This is a genomic window from Agrobacterium sp. rho-13.3, assembly GCF_033957765.2.
In the GTDB taxonomy this organism is placed as follows: domain Bacteria; phylum Pseudomonadota; class Alphaproteobacteria; order Rhizobiales; family Rhizobiaceae; genus Agrobacterium.
Map to the genome: position 1 here is coordinate 2,091,558 of NZ_CP192774.1, position 15,351 is coordinate 2,106,908.

Consider the following 15,351-nt stretch of genomic DNA (forward strand, 5'->3'; position numbering starts at 1 on the left):
ATATCCTGAGTGCCTCAGACACTTTAAGGAAGACGATCGATGTTTATTGCCATGAACCGGTTCCGCGTTGTGCCGGGCTTTGAAGACGCCTTTGAAACCATCTGGAAAGAGCGCAAGCGCCACCTCAGCGAAATGCCCGGCTATCTGGAGTTCCACATGCTGAAAGGCGGCACGTCGGAAGACCATACGCTTTATGCATCGCACACCGTCTGGGCGACCAAGGACGATTTCACTGCATGGACAAAGTCCGAGCAGTTCCGCGCCGCACACGCCAATGCCGGCAACAATCGCGGCAAGGTGGAATATCTGTCGGGTCCACATTTCGAAGGTTTCGATGTCATCATTCATGAAGACAGAAACGGCGAAGACCATCCGGTTGCAGCGTGATGAGTGCTGTTGCTGAAAAAACCGATGAGCGTCTTGAGCGCGCCAAGGCTGCTCTGGCTGAAAAGCCGGATGGCGTGGTGGAAGCCATTGCCGCCAAGGCAGAGGTAACGCCTGCGGAAATTCTGGCTTTGCTTCCGCTCGGAGCCGCCGTTGCCGCGCCTGCGGAAAAGTTTAACGATATCTGGAACGAACTGCGCTCCTGGGGCGAAGTTCTGATGATCGTCCAGACACCGGATATCGTTTTCGAGGTTCCCGGGCACCTGCCGGAAGGCACCGAAGGCCATGGCTGGTTCAATATTCATGGCGATAGCCCGATTGGCGGGCACATCAAAAAAGACAATTGTGCGTCGATCACCTTCGTGGATCGTGAGTTCCACGGACGCCGTTCGCTGTCCGTCTGGTTCATGAACGCGAGCGGCAACGCCATGTTCAAGCTGTTCGTGCGCCGTGATGACAACAAGCACTTACTGGCCGATCAGCTTGTGAAGTTCGAGACGCTGCGCAACAGCTTCCTCGCTTAACTCCATCTCCTCAAAGCCGCTGCAACCCGAGTGGCGGCTTTGAGTATCTCTTCATTTGAACAGCCAATGTCGCTTCCGGCATGTCGCATTTGTCTCACCATACCTTATGACTTCAAGGCATTGGTACAAAACCGAAAATCGCATGCGACGAGACGCTTTGCGGCAGCTCCTGGCTGCGCTATAGGCCATTGCGAGAAATGAAGAGGGCCAACCTATGACGACTTATGTATTGACCGTAGCCTGCAAATCCCAACGCGGTGTTGTCGCTGCCATATCGGGGTATCTGGCGGGCAAGGGTTGCAACATTGTCGACAGTTCCCAATTCGATGACCTCGAAACCGGAAAATTCTTCATGCGCGTTTCCTTCATTTCCGAAGAAGGCGAAAGCATGGAGGCTTTAAGCCAAGGTTTTGGTCCGGTATCCAAGCCTTTCGGCATGGAGTGGAACATTTATAGCGATGGCGAACGCACCAAAACCCTACTCATGGTCTCGCGCTTCGGCCACTGCCTGAACGACTTGCTGTACCGCTGGAAGATCGGCGCGCTTCCCATCGATATCGTCGGTGTCGTCTCCAACCATTTCGAATACCAGAAGGTCGTCGTCAACCACGACATTCCCTTCCACCACATCAAGGTGACGAAGGACAACAAACCCAAAGCCGAAGCCCAACTCATCGATCTCATCGAAACAAGCGGTACGGAACTGGTGGTGCTGGCCCGTTACATGCAGGTTCTAACCGATGAAATGTGCCGCAAAATGTCCGGTCGCATCATCAACATTCACCACTCCTTCCTGCCCAGCTTCAAGGGTGCCAACCCTTACAAGCAGGCCTATGAGCGCGGCGTAAAGCTGATCGGTGCCACAGCCCATTACGTCACCGCCGATCTGGATGAAGGCCCGATCATCGAGCAGGACACGGTTCGTGTCACCCACGCGCAGTCGGCTGAGGACTATGTTTCGCTTGGCCGCGATGTGGAAAGCCAGGTGCTGGCCCGCGCCATCCACGCCCATATTCACCACCGCACCTTCATCAACGGCAATCGCACCGTCGTCTTCCCGCCAAGCCCCGGCAGCTATGCATCCGAGCGGATGGGGTGAGAAGACACGCTCTGAATTAACGGAAAAACCTCGAACTTTATTTTTGGCGGTAAGCAACCGACTGCCTTTGGCGGCAGTTTAATTCGCGTCGTCAACGCCAGAGGTTATCCTTATGAGAAAACTGATTATTGCCGGAGCAGCACTTCTGCTCGCGGCTGGGACCGCGTTTGCCCAGCAGCCACCGCCGCCCCCCCCATTTGCCCCAGCTGACGCCGGACAGAATGCTGATGCGCCGCCACCTCCGCCACCGCCACCCGGCCCCGGTGGTCCCCGAGATGCAGGTCCGAGAGAAGGAGGCCCAAGAGATGGCGGCCCGCATGGTAAAATGCGTCCACCGCCACCAAAAGGTGCCCATTTCCGCATTGAGCAAGGCGAAACGAAAATCGATATCAAATGTGCCGATGACGAGCCGATGAAGGCCTGCGCGGACATTATGATGCAGTTGATCGACAAGATTAACGAGTGACATTTGCGGCAATGAACGGAAGCGGCGCCCACGCGCCGCTTCACGAAAATCGAACGGTTGCCTTCAACCCACGCCCACCCGCGCCGTCTTCCAGTGAAAGCTGAGCGTCAAACAACGCTGCAATCTCTTCCACGATAGCCAAGCCAAGACCTGCACCGGGTGCGGCGTTGCCGTCACCTCTGGCAAAACGCTGACGCACCATCGCACGTTTTTCGGGCGCAATTCCGGGGCCGTTGTCTTCGACTTCAAGGCAGGCGACACCTTCAATTCGCCGCACCCGCACCGTCACTTCCGAACCACGCCCGGCATACGCGATAGCGTTGCTGATGAGGTTTCCGAGCAGTTCGCCGAGCAGCAGAGGTTCGGCTAGTACCTTCGCAGCCTCTACGTCTTCAAAGCCGAGATCGATACCGGCATCTGCGGCAATCGGCACGTAGTCCGCCGTCACAGATTGCGCCAGCGCCACGAGATCGACGTCGACAAGGCTCTGTTTTTCTTCAGACCCGGCTGCATCGATATTGGCCATTCGCAAAAGCTGCGCCAGAATATGCTCTGCGTGCGCCACCGAAGCATCCCCTTTGTGGGCAGCGGCTTGCGCTTCCTGCAAGGTGGATGCCCGTGCCGAAAGGGCGAGCTGGGTGCGGATGATGGCCAGCGGCGTTCTCAGCTGATGGCTGGCATTGCCGGTAAAGTGCCGTAGCGCATCTAGCGCAGATTGCAGCCGCACCATGAAAGAATTGACGGTTTCGACGAGGTTTTCAACTTCGACAGGAACGGATTGCCGGATGGGGTGCAGATCATTGGGGCTGCGCTGATCAATCGCCTCACTGAGCCTGTAAAGCGGACGCAGCGAAATCGTCACCGCAATCCAGACGATGATGGCAGCTCCGGCAATCATCAACAGCAGGCGCAACGCGGACCGCAGAATAATCGCCTGCGCCAACCGACTGCGCGCAATCGTGGTTTCCGCCACGGTCACGGAAAACGGCACGGAATTGATGCCCGTCGAGGCAAAACGCTGGATCGCGGCGACGCGGATGGGTTCACCCCGAAACACGGCGTCCACGTAAATCGGCGTATCACTGCGTAGTTTGTCAACGGAGGGCAGGTTTTGATAACCGGTCAGAAACTGCCCGTTCGGCCCATCGACCCGATAAAAAACCCTGTCCTGCGCCGCAGATGTCAGCATTTCCAGCGCGACATAGGGAATATCCACTTCCAGAGAACCGTCTTCGGACACAACGACCCGCTCGGCAATCGCCAAGGCGGAACCGGAAAGCACACGGTCCGAAACGATATTGGCGGTGTTGACAGCTTCTCTGTAGGTATCGGCCAGCGCAACGCAGCCGATGATGGCGGTGGAAATCAGCAGCCAGCCCAGAAGACGTCGCCTCAGAGAATAGGCGACTTGCTTCATTCAGCCATCTCCGGCAGCTTTTCGAGGTAATAACCAATGCCCCGCGCCGTCTTGACGGTCAGCCCGTGCGGGGCCAGCCGTTTGCGCAGGCGGCTGACATATTGCTCGATGGCGTTGCCGGAAAGCTCGTCGTCAAAACCCGTCAGAGATTGCACGATGGCTTCTTTCGCCACCACTTTTCCAGCCCGCATGAACAGCACCTCCAGCAGCGCCACCTCTCTTGCGGGAATGTCCAGCGGGTGACCTTCCGCCGAGAACGTCCGGGATGTCAGATCGAACGATACCTTGCCGAAGCTGATGGACGACGATCGCAAACCGGCATTACGGCGCAAAAGCACTCTCACTCGGGCCTCAAATTCGGTGATGTCGAAGGGCTTGATCATGTAATCGTCGGCACCCAGATCCAGTCCCTTCACCCGCTCTTCCGGCGTGCCACGCGCGGTGAGAATCAAAACCGCCGCCTTGTCCTGCCGGGCGCGCATGGAGCGCAGCACATCGATGCCGTCCATTTCAGGCAGGTTGAGATCAAGAATGACCAGATCGAAGTTTTCTGCGGCAATGGCGGCATTGGCGGAAGCCCCGTCAGATACCACGTCCACGGCATAACCGGTTCCGCGCAGAAGTGCCGAAAGCCCCTCCGACAGAACCTGATTGTCCTCCACCAGCAGAATTCGCAAGCCAACGCCCTCCATTTTCATGAAATTTATCGGAGCGCTTCCGTCTTGTGAATGGCAAGTGGCTGCGGCATGATCGTTTTCATGCGTATTCTTCTCTACCTCTGTCTTTTCTTTTCCGCCGCAAGCCAGTTGCAGGCGCAGCAGATGTTTTTTCCGGCCCCTTCCGGCAAGGCGGATGCGGAAACACTGGTTGTTTATTCGTCGCTGGATGAACCCCTTGCGACCCCGATGATCGAAGGTTTCCAGAAAGCACACCCGGATGTGGCCGTTTCCTATGAGGATATGCTGACGGGGGAGATTTACGATCGCATCGTGCGCGAAACCGATGCGGGCGAAAAAACCGCCGACTTCGCTTTTTCATCCGCCATGGATTTGCAGGTCAAACTCAGCAATGATGGTTATGCGCAGCGCTCCGATCTGCCGATGAGTGCCCGCTGGCCCGCTTGGGCCAACTGGCGCAACACCGCTTATGCACTGACGTTCGAACCCGCCGTCTTCGTTTATCACAAACCCAGTTTCGTGAACAAAAAGCCGCCAGCCACCCGCGCCGAATTCGTGGATTTTCTGGAGCACCACGCCAAAGAAGTGCATGGCCGGATCGCCACTTACGATATCGAACGCTCAGGCGTCGGCTTCCTGTTCATGTCGCGAGATCAGGAACAATTTGGCGATATCTGGAACGTTATCAAAAGCATGGGCACGGCGGGCGTCAAGGTCTATTCGACCAGTTCGGCCATTCTGGAACGCATCTCGGATGGTCGCTTTATTCTCGGCTACAACATTCTCGGCTCCTACGCCGCCGATTGGGCGTCTCGCCATCCAGACGTCGGCATCGTGCTGCCCAAAGACTACACCGTGGTCATGTCCCGCATCGGGCTTGTGCCGCACGCCGCCAGAAACGCGGAACTGGGCCGTCGTTATCTGGAATTCTTCATGTCGAAGGAAGGTCAGACAATCATGGCGCGGCAGTTGCAGATACCCGCCGTCAGCCCGGAGGTTGCCGGTGACAACACGGCAAACACGATGCAGGCCATTCACGGTGCACAGTTGCGTCCCGTTCCCGTCAGTCCGGGATTGATGGTTTATCTCGATCAGGTCAAGCGCGCCCGCATCATAGAGCGCTGGAACGAGGCTTTACGAGCGCAGTAGACGAAATTCAAAAATTAATAGACAGTAAATACGCTATCCAATTGCGCTGCGTCAGTTAAATGACAGCTTTCTGTGGTGCTGTGCAATTCTTCTTCATCCGTGGAGGCGGGAAGTGGAGAAGCGGGAGGAAGTCTCATTGGACAAATCGTTCTCAGGCCGCGTTTGCGTTGCCCTTTGGCCGTCCATGCTCCCCTCCTGTGGCAATAATCACAACAATGCCGAAACGGCATCTCATGGAGGGTTCACTTTGAAGCATTTCCTTATCGCTTCGCTTCTCGCAGGCGCAATGGCGCTTCCCGCAGCGGCTGCCGATTACACCATCATCGCCCCTGCAAACCCCGGCGGCGGCTGGGACCAGACTGCACGCTCGTTGCAGTCCGTGTTGCAGGAAGAAGGCATTTCCAAGAGCGTTCAGGTTCAGAACGTTCCCGGCGCTGGCGGCACCATCGGCCTCGCACAGTTCGCAAGCCAGCAGAGCGGCAATCCAAATGCACTGATCGTCGGCGGCTACGTCATGGTTGGCGCTATTCTCACCAACAAATCCCCCGTTACGCTGAAGGAAGTTACGCCCATCGCGCGTCTGACCGGCGAATACGAAGCCATCGTTGTTCCTGCATCGTCGCCAATCCAGAATATTGCTCAACTCATTGAGCAGTTGAAGAAAGATCCGGGCAGCGTGTCCTGGGGTGGCGGTTCGGCTGGCGGCACGGACCACATTACAGCGGGTCTGATTGCCAAGGCAGCAGGCGTTGATCCAACCAAGATCAACTACATTGCCTATTCCGGCGGCGGTGAGGCTCTGGCCTCCATCCTCGGCGCGCAGGTGACTGCGGGCATTTCCAGCTACGGCGAATTCGAAAGCCAGGTAAAGGCAGGAACGGTTCGCATTCTGGCCATTTCCAGCGAAAAGAAGCTGGAAGGAGTCGACGCACCGACCCTGAAAGAAAGCGGCCTCGACGTCGTTGTCCAGAACTGGCGCATGATTGCGGCGGCTCCGGGCCTGACACCTGAACAGGAAAAGGGTGTCAACGCCGACGTGGAAAAACTGGTGAAGTCTGCCAAGTGGCAGGAAACACTGAAGACCAAGGGCTGGATGGATACCTATCTTGCCGGTGACGCGTTCAAGGCACAGCTTGAAAAAGACACCGCCTCGACAGAAACCATTCTCAAAGACATCGGACTGGTAAAATGAGCCAGGGTTCATCCCCTTCACAACCGACACATCGCCGCCCTGATTGGGCGGCGATGCTGATCGCCGTTGCGCTGGTTGCCATCGCAGCCGTCATCTTCTGGGATTCTGCGCGCCTTGCCAGCGTCACCGGTTATTCGCCGGTCGGCCCTGCCACCGTGCCTTACGCCGTCGGCTTCTGTCTTGTCGGTCTGGCCATATGGACCGCGTTCGAAGCATGGCGCAACGAGTTTCCCGCCCGTGACAAGCAGGAATTCGGCCCGGTTTTCTGGGTCATTGCCGGTCTGGCCGCACAGATGCTGCTGTTGAAAATCGCCGGATTTTCCATCGCTACAGGCCTGCTCTTTGCCTTCACGGCACGCGCCTTCGGCAAACGCAAGCTCTGGTATTCGATACCTGTGGGCATCGCTTTCAGCTTCGTCATATGGATGATTTTTGCGCGCCTGCTGCAACTGTCGCTGCCTGCCGGACCTTTGGAACGGCTGTTTTTCTGACCGCCGATCCAATCGATAAACAACAAAGACATGTGGCCGCGCGCCTGCACACACGCAGCAGCAACGGCTTCACCCGACAGGGGAAAATCTGTCCATGAGCACTTTTGAATTTCTGTTGCAAGGTCTGGCGGTTGCTGCGCAACCCATGAACCTTGTCTACGCGCTGATCGGCGTTACGCTCGGCACTGCCGTCGGCGTTCTGCCCGGCATCGGCCCCGCACTGACGGTTGCGCTGCTTTTGCCCGTAACCTACCGGCTTGATCCTGCCGGATCGCTTATCATGTTTGCCGGTATTTATTACGGCGGCATGTATGGCGGCTCGACCACATCGATCCTGCTGAACACGCCCGGCGAAAGCGCATCCATCGTCACCGCACTGGAGGGCAACAAGATGGCCCGAGCGGGGCGCGGGGGACCAGCCCTTGCGACGGCGGCCATCGGTTCGTTCGTCGCCGGTCTTATCGCCACCATCGCACTGGCGTTCGTCGCACCTTACATCGTGAAACTGGCGCTGGTGTTCGGCCCGCGTGAATATTTCGCGCTGATGGTTTTGGCCTTCGTCACGGTGTCATCGGCCTTCGGTGATTCTGCTTTGCGCGGCCTTACCTCGCTGTTCATCGGTTTTACACTCGCCATCGTCGGCATCGACCAGTTGACCGGCCAAACGCGTATGAGCTTCGGCGTGCCAGACCTGCTGGACGGCGTGGAAGTCACCACGCTGGCCGTTGCCATGTTCGCCATCGGCGAAACCCTGTTCATCGTTGCCCAAGGCCAAGGCGGCCCGGATCAGGTCCAAGCTGTGAAAGGCTCGGTCTGGATGAGCGCGCAGGATTGGGCACGCTCCTGGAAAGCATGGCTTCGCGGCACGTTGATCGGCTTCCCCATCGGGGCAATGCCAGCCGGCGGTGCGGAAATCGGCACCTTCCTGTCGTATGCGACCGAAAGAAGACTGTCCAAGCACCCTGAAGAGTTCGGCCACGGCGCTATCGAAGGCGTTGCCGGCCCTGAAGCTGCCAACAACGCCTCTGCTGCCGGTACACTCGTTCCGCTGCTGACGCTCGGCCTGCCGACGACAGCAACCGCCGCCATCATGCTGGCCGGTTTCCAGCAATTTGGCCTTCAGCCCGGTCCGCTGCTGTTTGCAACCAATCCGCAGCTCGTCTGGGGTCTGATCGCCAGCCTGTTCATCGCCAACGTCATGTTGCTGGTTCTGAACCTGCCGCTGATCGGCCTCTGGATCAAGCTGCTGACCATCCCGAAACCTTGGCTCTATGCGGGCATTCTGCTGTTCGCAACACTCGGCACCATCGGCGCCAACCCATCGGTGTTCGAACTCGGCATGTTGCTGGCCTTCGGCATCCTCGGCTACATCATGCGGATTTTCGGCTACCCGATTGCGCCAGCCGTGGTTGGCCTGATCCTCGGCCCCCTGGCGGAACAACAGCTTCGTCGTGCGCTGGCCATCGGCCAGGGCGACCCTGCTGTGCTGTTCACGTCACCGATTGCGGTTGGTCTGTTCCTCGTGGCCGCGGCTGCCTTCATCATCCCGCTCATCATGCGCGTTCGCGGTCGTGGGCAGGTGTTGACACAGCTTGCTGCCAACGAAGACTAAAAAACTTATCCTCCCAAGGAAAACTGCCCCGCATCTGAAAGGATGCGGGGCTTTTTTATGCCCGGAACAGAAAGAGCTGGCGTAAGTTATCTCAACTACCATCAAGCGATCTTTTCAGGAGAACACCATGCGCAAATTTGCCCTGCTATTCGTCGTGGCACTCGCCTCCTGCACAATGGCGTCACCGGATGTCGAGCCCGTTCCCGGCAGCATCATCTATGGCGGCCAACCGCGCACGAAGCTCACCAAGTCCCCCATCGGCAGCACGTTCAGTCATGATTTCAGAATGGATGACGGACGGCGTGCAATAGAAACATACCGCATAGAGGCGGATCGGTCGCTGAAACTGCTCGACCGTCGAATCGTCAGCGACGTACCGCCAGACAATTGAGACTATCATTATTGGTGTGGGGAAACCGGTTCTCATGGAACGACTCACGCTCCCACTCGTTGCTTTCCAGAATGTTTCAAAAGGCGAATGAGTTGTCGCCGAGCAGGAGAGAAAAATGAGAACGCACAAGACCAGAAACGATTTGCCTTCCAATACAAAAGCAACGGTCATCGGACTTCTGAACGAGTCTCTCGCGTCCGTAATCGATCTGGCACTGATCACGAAACAGGCCCATTGGAATTTGAAGGGTCCGCAATTCATCGCCATTCACGAGCTGCTGGACGGCTTTCGCGACTTGCTCGACAAACATGGCGACACGATTGCGGAACGTGCCGTACAGCTCGGCGGAACGGCGCTTGGCACTGTTCAGACGGTCACGTCTACGTCCAAGCTCAAGGCCTATCCAACCGATATCTACAAGATCCACGATCACCTTGCAGAACTGATCGAACGGTACGGCGATACCGCCAACCTCGTGCGCAAATCCATCGATGAAGCGGATGATGCAGGCGATCCCAACACAGCCGATATCTTCACCGCAGCTTCGCGCGATCTGGATAAGTCACTATGGTTTCTGGAAGCGCATGTTCAGGAAAAAAGCTGAAAACAAAAAGCGCCCGGTTCGCCGGGCGCTTGGTTCGCTCTCCTTCGACAATCAGTGGCGCTTTAGAACTGCCATACCGATATCACGAAGCATTTCATGATCGAGAATACCGCGCTGTGCGCTTCTTATCAGCACCGCAGCGCATTCATTCGCGACCCTGCTGCTACGATCTTCGAGGCATTCAAAACAAACGCCATCAAATATTGTCTGAAGGTCTGTAACTTGCCTGGGCGACAGCTGAGTGCCCACACGTTGAAAAGCCGCATACGACAAGGCTTATCCTCCTAAGACATGCCAAGTATCGATACCAGATATTCATGAACATTAACTTTTTACACCCGATCCCAATATATGTCGAATCAGATTTTAACCAATTTTCAATAGATTATTTCTTGCAACCCCAATTTTTCGACGATCATTACTGCTGGACACGCCAAAAGTATTAATGCGCATATATCAAATATTTCTTCGCAATATAATTTTATATTTTCGCATAATCACGGTTATAGACCGGAACTATATTGAGATTATCTTCGTTTAAAAAATAATGAAAACGAGGATATTCTTATGACCTATGTAAAAACACGCGATGGCGTCGATATCTACGTTAAAGACTGGGGCAGCGGCCGTCCCGTCATTCTGATGCACGGCTGGCCTTTATCCGCAGACAGCTGGGATGCACAGTCTCTGGCCCTCGCCGATGCAGGATACCGGGTCATCGCTTATGATAGACGTGGCTTTGGCCGCTCTGGTCAACCTTGGAACGGCTATAACTACGATACCCTTTCAGATGACCTGGCGGACGTGATGGAAGCCACCGGTGCGACGGAAAACGTGACCTTGGTGGGCTTCTCCATGGGTGGTGGCGAGGTGGCGCGTTACATGAGCCGCCATGGCGGCAAGGGTGTCGTTTCGGCTGCTCTCATCGCTTCTGTTGTTCCTTACATGCTCCAGACAAGCGACAATCCGGATGGCACGCCGCAAAAAGTATTCGACGGTATTGCAGACGGCATAAAGGAAGACCGCGCCCGTTTTTTCCACCACACATTCTTTCCGCAATTCTTCGACCAAGGCCTGCTGACACAGAGCGTCAGTGATGAGGTCATCACCGCCGCGACGGCGACCGCATTACAAGCAGGCCTGAAACCCACCCTCGCCTGCGCAGAAGCTTTCGCCACGACAGACTTCCGCCCAGACCTTCCGCACTTCAAAGTCCCAACTTTGATCATTCACGGCACGTCGGACAAAACGGTCCCTATCGACGCTTCTGCGCGCGCGGCAAATAAAGCAATCCCCGGCTCGACGCTGTTGGAATATGACGGTTCGCCACACGGCCTAACCGAGACAGACGGCGAGCGGCTGACATCAGATCTGCTGAGCTTCTTGAGCACCACATCGGCCAAAGCGGCAAGCTGGGCTTAGCGCGATAATTGATTGCCCACTCAAAACAGAATGCCCGAGAGTCATTTGATTTTCGGGCATATCACTTTGGACGGCAAAAATAGGCTTTGCCGAACGCCGATATTTTCAATTTTCTTGAGAGAAATTTGGTAGCGGGAGAGCGTAGCAGACGATACGGCCCCACTTGGACCTACAGTGCAATAGCCGTAGGGCAAATTCAGAGCTAAGCTTCTGATATCATAACTTCAAACAACGAACATCAAAGTTATAAAGCAGAAGGCTACGGTTTGCCTACCGTAGCCTTCGTATATCATTGCTCTGAGCGGAGCTGCAATAACCACTGAACAGGAGCGGCGACTGCATGTTATATGATAACATTTCGGATTCCTTGGTCAAGACACCCAGTCTTTACGAATATCTCAACGCATTTTCTCAAGGTACAGGACAGGAGATATCTCTAGAAAACTTCCTCAAAGTGCCCATGGAGCTGGTGCTTTCGCTCAGTGCCACGGTCGATGCAGTCCCGATCACAAGTAACTGCCCCGCCCTATATCTCGCAACTAAGAAAAACATATCAGCCGCGGAGGTCGATCATGACTGTGCTACGCTATCCGCGACCGATCTTCGGCACCGCTATCCTAAAGAATATAATTGCTGGCGAAATATGAAGCAGCGTCTTGTAGCCAAGGGCGTTGCCGTCCATCCCGAGTTCAAAGAGTTCCCCTCATTCTTGCGCAAGCTTGGTCCTCAACCGGCCCTTAAAGCGACCATTGATCGCATCAATAACTGTGATCCCGAATATCATCCTGGAAACGTCCGATGGGCCGACAAGCGGACTCAAAACTCTAACAAGTGCGATAGCCTCCTGTTCTTCGATCCGGTTAGCAAAAAGTCCTACACAACTTCCCAGCTCGCCGCGATCCACGGTCGTCCTGCCGACACGATTAGAAAGTGGAGAAGCGCAAGGGGATGGAGTGATGCGGAAATCGTTCAGGGGTTCCGAGATACAACCATTCCTCTGGGACGCTACAAGTCGTCCGTTCATCCTGTGTCCCGCGAGCTGACTTGCAAGGAGCGAGAGTTTAAAGCGGAAGCTGAAAGCTATCGGCTGCACCGCGAGCTTGATGGCTCAGAGGCACTGCCCGCTGACTATGCTGTCATTGTAGATTTGTGCGATGGTGTATGTGCACCGCCGACGCCCGAGCAGTACGAACGCAAGTTTCGTTCCGTTTGGCCAAGGCATCGCCCCCACGTCAACTACGATAACGCGTCAGAAGCCCAGCAAAAACTGATCAATAAAATCGACCCTGACTACGTCAGAGCTTGGAAAGCTAGGGTAACATCCCTGGGCGTGATGAAACAAAGTCTGTAGCTTCACCGGTGGAACGTGAACCTAGGTAAATGGGCAGATCACAAAATTCAACCATCATTAGGTTTCCCTCTGGGTAACGTAGTCAGCTGGTACGACTTTAAAATTAGACAGCAAACTTGATATGCTTATTTTGGCATAAGCCCATTGACTGTTGATGCCAGATATAGCATATTAACTCAAGGCTCACGAAAAGGGCCTTATCGGCGCTCTTCCCGATGAAGAGCATTAAAAAGGACATTGAAATGATCCAGGTGCACAAAACCTCAACAGAAGGAACAAAAAACAGTGAAAGAAGTAGTATTTTTGGGCTCAACGCTCGCTGATCTTCGTAATTTTCCAGAAGACGTGAAACAAGAAGTTGGTTTTTCAATTTATACAGCACAAGGCGGCGGAAGAGCCATCAATGTTACTCCATTGATTTCTTATCGTGGAGCCAGTGTGCTGGAAGTCATTTCGAATGATGACGGCGATACATTTCGAGCCGTTTATACGACAAGATTCGGAGATACGATTTATGTACTCCATGCTTTCAAGAAAAAGTCGGTTCGCGGCAGAGCTACACCCAAAAAAGAGACTGATCTGATCGAGAGCCGCTTGAAATTGGCGGAGCAACATTACCTCAGTGAAACAAAAAGAAAGACGGTGGCACAAAATGTTCGACAACAAACTTGACGATGTAAATATCGTTAGAAGTTCTGGCGACATTTTTGCTGACCTTGGCGTCGAATTGGACGCTAAGGATCGGCTGAAAATTGATATCGCTCGTAGAATTTCGGCTGCGATTGAGCACAGAAAACTAACTCAGAAGCAGGTGGCTGCCATACTCAAAACGGACCAAGCCAAGGTTTCGAATATCACCCGCGGCAAGCTCAAGGACTTCACTGTCGACAGACTTGTGAACTATTTGATTGAGCTTGGGATTGATATTGATGTGCGTCTGAGTGAAACCCACGAACGTCGTGGTAAACTTAGTGTCCGTACACCCGTAGCAGCTTGTGGTTAAGCTGCTACGATCTCTGCGTGACTCCACTGGTCGAGAAGTATGCGCAGTGAAACCGATAGCACAGCCTTGCCTTTCTGACGTGAGAGCCGAATGTTATCGTCGTACCGACAGAAGGATGTCGGGCCCGCCATCCACAATATGATCAACAAGCTGCGCTCGCCTCAATTCCGTTAACGCCGCACGGCTTTGCTTCGGACTGGTGGTTGGCGACATGCTGCCGTTGACATCGAAGATCGCAAGTATTCCAGTTTGCTAGTGTATACGTGGGACATTCGGGTATGCCTACAAGTCAGTTGAATGTTCGCCTTGAGTACAGTTTGATAGAATTGTCGAGAAATGGATTAATATTATTATTTTTCTGATAGTTGCATCGTTAGACCCGGCTGCAAAAACTTGGGTATACCGTTTAACTTCCTTGCTTAGACAGTTGGCTTAGCTACTGTATAAGGCGGGTATCTCGAATAACCGACCTCCCATTAATCAGGAGGTACAAATGGAAAATCTACCGCCGATCGACGCGTGGGTTGCGTCGTCCATGCTGCAAAAAGCAATTCGCCGAGACGAAGCCAATCTTGCTAGTTCAGCTGCCGCCGCCCTATATAGAATGCGTGGAAATGCAATCTGGCGACGACTGATTGCAATTTGCTTTGAAGATATCGGCGTCGCCAATCCCGAGCTGTGTGTAACAGTTACGGAACTTGGGAGCACTCCTACATCAAGAAGGGTGCGCGGCGATGATGCGGAAGTAATAGATTTGCTCGTCCGATTGATGGCCACATCTCCTAAGTGCCGCGAAGCCGATTACCTTATATGTGGAGCGATCCAAGCGCCCTTTGCAGAAAACCAGAGAGCGCTCGTGGCAAAGAAGACTGTCGACGAGCGTATCGAGCTCGCCACAGACGCTTCAGCATCGATGATAACACGTTCGATAGCCGCCTGGATGGTAGGCGAAACCAACGGTGGTGGCCAGAAAGTTCTCTCTGACGGCAATTTATTGGGGCTGATGCACCGATTTGTCGCCCAGGGGGTGTCTCCGCCGTTCGCGGACGCCACAATCCTTGCCGCGAAACGAACAGCAGAGCCGATTACAATTATGGGACCGTTGCTTAGTCTCGCGATGAGACAGTTAGGAGAAGGTTCAGTTATTATACAAAACACATTGCCACCAGCAGTGGATTGCGGAGGGATCCCTAGCTGGGTTTTCGATAAGCATACGGCCACTGGCAAGTCTGCTTTTCGTATTCTCCTTCAGGAAAACCGAAAAATCCGCGACTGCATCGCTGCATTTGTACCTGAGTTTAGGGCTCTCGACCTAGTCGCAATGAGCGCATTTTATGCAGATGCAACCCCCATTAGGAGACAATTAGTCTGGAGCCAGTCGAGTCCCCTTTATTCCGTCGGATTAAAAACCGACATGACCAAAATCGGGTGCCCAGATGACGGGGTGGAAACCATCGTGTCAGTGGTCATTGCGCACCTCGATCATCTCAACAACATACGGCAGCGGCTCAGGAGCAGCCGGAGCCATGGCAATCGCAATGCGGAGGTAGCTCTATGAACCGCATAACT

At 54.6% G+C, this 15,351-nt stretch carries 17 protein-coding genes; 15 read left to right on the forward strand and 2 right to left on the reverse strand.

All coding sequences use genetic code 11. From position 1 onward, the window contains the following. The first annotated feature begins 39 nt into the window (after positions 1-39). From RMR16_RS10400 to RMR16_RS10415, 4 genes are all read left to right on the forward strand, one after another. Complete coding sequence (locus tag RMR16_RS10400) at positions 40-387, forward strand: antibiotic biosynthesis monooxygenase family protein (protein ID WP_320198295.1); 348 nt, start codon at positions 40-42, stop codon at positions 385-387. Beyond that, positions 387-908: a heme utilization cystosolic carrier protein HutX gene (gene hutX, locus RMR16_RS10405; RefSeq protein WP_320198294.1), complete on the forward strand. Its 522-nt coding sequence runs from the start codon at positions 387-389 to the stop codon at positions 906-908. The genes RMR16_RS10400 and hutX overlap by 1 nt, the downstream gene beginning before the upstream one ends. Before the next feature lie 214 nt (positions 909-1,122). Beyond that, the gene (gene purU, locus RMR16_RS10410; protein ID WP_320198293.1) at positions 1,123-2,007 is read left to right on the forward strand and encodes a formyltetrahydrofolate deformylase; all 885 of its coding nucleotides are present in this window, start codon (positions 1,123-1,125) and stop codon (positions 2,005-2,007) included. A 112-nt stretch (positions 2,008-2,119) separates the two neighbouring features. Next, a complete protein-coding gene (locus RMR16_RS10415; RefSeq protein WP_320198292.1) occupies positions 2,120-2,473 on the forward strand; it encodes a hypothetical protein in 354 nt (117 codons plus the stop codon). Between the two features lie 40 nt (positions 2,474-2,513). Here the strand turns inward: RMR16_RS10415 and RMR16_RS10420 are convergent, their stop codons facing one another. Together RMR16_RS10420 and RMR16_RS10425 are read right to left on the reverse strand one after the other, a co-directional pair. Further along, positions 2,514-3,890 carry a sensor histidine kinase gene (locus RMR16_RS10420; protein ID WP_320198291.1) on the reverse strand — a complete coding sequence of 459 codons (1,377 nt, stop codon included), beginning with the start codon at positions 3,888-3,890 and terminating at the stop codon, positions 2,514-2,516. Next, positions 3,887-4,567, reverse strand: a complete 681-nt coding sequence (locus RMR16_RS10425) for a response regulator transcription factor (protein ID WP_320198542.1) — start codon at positions 4,565-4,567, stop codon at positions 3,887-3,889. Before RMR16_RS10425 ends, RMR16_RS10420 begins: the two co-directional genes overlap by 4 nt. Before the next feature lie 51 nt (positions 4,568-4,618). Here RMR16_RS10425 and RMR16_RS10430 point away from each other — a divergent pair, with 51 nt between their 5' ends. The 11 genes from RMR16_RS10430 to RMR16_RS10480 all read left to right on the forward strand — a co-directional run bounded on the left by RMR16_RS10430 (position 4,619) and on the right by RMR16_RS10480 (position 15,340). Further along, positions 4,619-5,716, forward strand: a complete 1,098-nt coding sequence (locus RMR16_RS10430; RefSeq protein WP_320198290.1) for an ABC transporter substrate-binding protein — start codon at positions 4,619-4,621, stop codon at positions 5,714-5,716. Between the two features lie 247 nt (positions 5,717-5,963). After that, positions 5,964-6,908 carry a Bug family tripartite tricarboxylate transporter substrate binding protein gene (locus RMR16_RS10435; RefSeq protein ID WP_320198289.1) on the forward strand — a complete coding sequence of 315 codons (945 nt, stop codon included), beginning with the start codon at positions 5,964-5,966 and terminating at the stop codon, positions 6,906-6,908. Then, positions 6,905-7,399, forward strand: a complete 495-nt coding sequence (locus RMR16_RS10440; RefSeq protein ID WP_320198288.1) for a tripartite tricarboxylate transporter TctB family protein — start codon at positions 6,905-6,907, stop codon at positions 7,397-7,399. The genes RMR16_RS10435 and RMR16_RS10440 overlap by 4 nt, the downstream gene beginning before the upstream one ends. Positions 7,400-7,493: 94 nt before the next feature. Beyond that, positions 7,494-9,011, forward strand: a complete 1,518-nt coding sequence (locus RMR16_RS10445) for a tripartite tricarboxylate transporter permease (protein ID WP_320198287.1) — start codon at positions 7,494-7,496, stop codon at positions 9,009-9,011. A 127-nt stretch (positions 9,012-9,138) separates the two neighbouring features. Continuing rightward, positions 9,139-9,402, forward strand: coding sequence for a hypothetical protein (locus tag RMR16_RS10450; protein WP_320198286.1), 264 nt, complete (start codon positions 9,139-9,141; stop codon positions 9,400-9,402). A gap of 115 nt (positions 9,403-9,517) precedes the next feature. Continuing rightward, positions 9,518-10,006, forward strand: coding sequence for a DNA starvation/stationary phase protection protein Dps (gene dps / locus RMR16_RS10455; RefSeq protein ID WP_320198285.1), 489 nt, complete (start codon positions 9,518-9,520; stop codon positions 10,004-10,006). A 567-nt stretch (positions 10,007-10,573) separates the two neighbouring features. Then, the gene (locus tag RMR16_RS10460) at positions 10,574-11,428 is read left to right on the forward strand and encodes an alpha/beta fold hydrolase (protein WP_320198284.1); all 855 of its coding nucleotides are present in this window, start codon (positions 10,574-10,576) and stop codon (positions 11,426-11,428) included. A gap of 340 nt (positions 11,429-11,768) precedes the next feature. Next, on the forward strand, positions 11,769-12,779 hold the full coding sequence (locus RMR16_RS10465; RefSeq protein WP_320198283.1) for a hypothetical protein: 1,011 nt from the start codon (positions 11,769-11,771) through the stop codon (positions 12,777-12,779). A gap of 285 nt (positions 12,780-13,064) precedes the next feature. Beyond that, positions 13,065-13,451 carry a type II toxin-antitoxin system RelE/ParE family toxin gene (locus tag RMR16_RS10470; RefSeq protein WP_320198282.1) on the forward strand — a complete coding sequence of 129 codons (387 nt, stop codon included), beginning with the start codon at positions 13,065-13,067 and terminating at the stop codon, positions 13,449-13,451. Continuing rightward, positions 13,432-13,782, forward strand: coding sequence for a helix-turn-helix domain-containing protein (locus tag RMR16_RS10475; RefSeq protein WP_320198281.1), 351 nt, complete (start codon positions 13,432-13,434; stop codon positions 13,780-13,782). The genes RMR16_RS10470 and RMR16_RS10475 overlap by 20 nt, the downstream gene beginning before the upstream one ends. A gap of 493 nt (positions 13,783-14,275) precedes the next feature. Then, positions 14,276-15,340: a hypothetical protein gene (locus RMR16_RS10480; RefSeq protein WP_320198280.1), complete on the forward strand. Its 1,065-nt coding sequence runs from the start codon at positions 14,276-14,278 to the stop codon at positions 15,338-15,340. Positions 15,341-15,351 lie beyond the last annotated feature (11 nt).

What these genes read in the sequence shown, in the direction of transcription:
- RMR16_RS10400 (WP_320198295.1), top strand. Translation starts at nt 40, where the DNA reads ATGTTTATTGCCATGAACCGGTTCCGCGTTGTGCCGGGCTTTGAAGAC.
- hutX (WP_320198294.1), top strand. Translation starts at nt 387, where the DNA reads ATGAGTGCTGTTGCTGAAAAAACCGATGAGCGTCTTGAGCGCGCCAAG.
- purU (WP_320198293.1), top strand. Translation starts at nt 1,123, where the DNA reads ATGACGACTTATGTATTGACCGTAGCCTGCAAATCCCAACGCGGTGTT.
- RMR16_RS10415 (WP_320198292.1), top strand. Translation starts at nt 2,120, where the DNA reads ATGAGAAAACTGATTATTGCCGGAGCAGCACTTCTGCTCGCGGCTGGG.
- RMR16_RS10420 (WP_320198291.1), bottom strand. Translation starts at nt 3,890, where the DNA reads ATGAAGCAAGTCGCCTATTCTCTGAGGCGACGTCTTCTGGGCTGGCTG.
- RMR16_RS10430 (WP_320198290.1), top strand. Translation starts at nt 4,619, where the DNA reads ATGGCAAGTGGCTGCGGCATGATCGTTTTCATGCGTATTCTTCTCTAC.
- RMR16_RS10440 (WP_320198288.1), top strand. Translation starts at nt 6,905, where the DNA reads ATGAGCCAGGGTTCATCCCCTTCACAACCGACACATCGCCGCCCTGAT.
- RMR16_RS10445 (WP_320198287.1), top strand. Translation starts at nt 7,494, where the DNA reads ATGAGCACTTTTGAATTTCTGTTGCAAGGTCTGGCGGTTGCTGCGCAA.
- RMR16_RS10450 (WP_320198286.1), top strand. Translation starts at nt 9,139, where the DNA reads ATGCGCAAATTTGCCCTGCTATTCGTCGTGGCACTCGCCTCCTGCACA.
- dps (WP_320198285.1), top strand. Translation starts at nt 9,518, where the DNA reads ATGAGAACGCACAAGACCAGAAACGATTTGCCTTCCAATACAAAAGCA.
- RMR16_RS10460 (WP_320198284.1), top strand. Translation starts at nt 10,574, where the DNA reads ATGACCTATGTAAAAACACGCGATGGCGTCGATATCTACGTTAAAGAC.
- RMR16_RS10465 (WP_320198283.1), top strand. Translation starts at nt 11,769, where the DNA reads ATGTTATATGATAACATTTCGGATTCCTTGGTCAAGACACCCAGTCTT.
- RMR16_RS10475 (WP_320198281.1), top strand. Translation starts at nt 13,432, where the DNA reads ATGTTCGACAACAAACTTGACGATGTAAATATCGTTAGAAGTTCTGGC.
- RMR16_RS10480 (WP_320198280.1), top strand. Translation starts at nt 14,276, where the DNA reads ATGGAAAATCTACCGCCGATCGACGCGTGGGTTGCGTCGTCCATGCTG.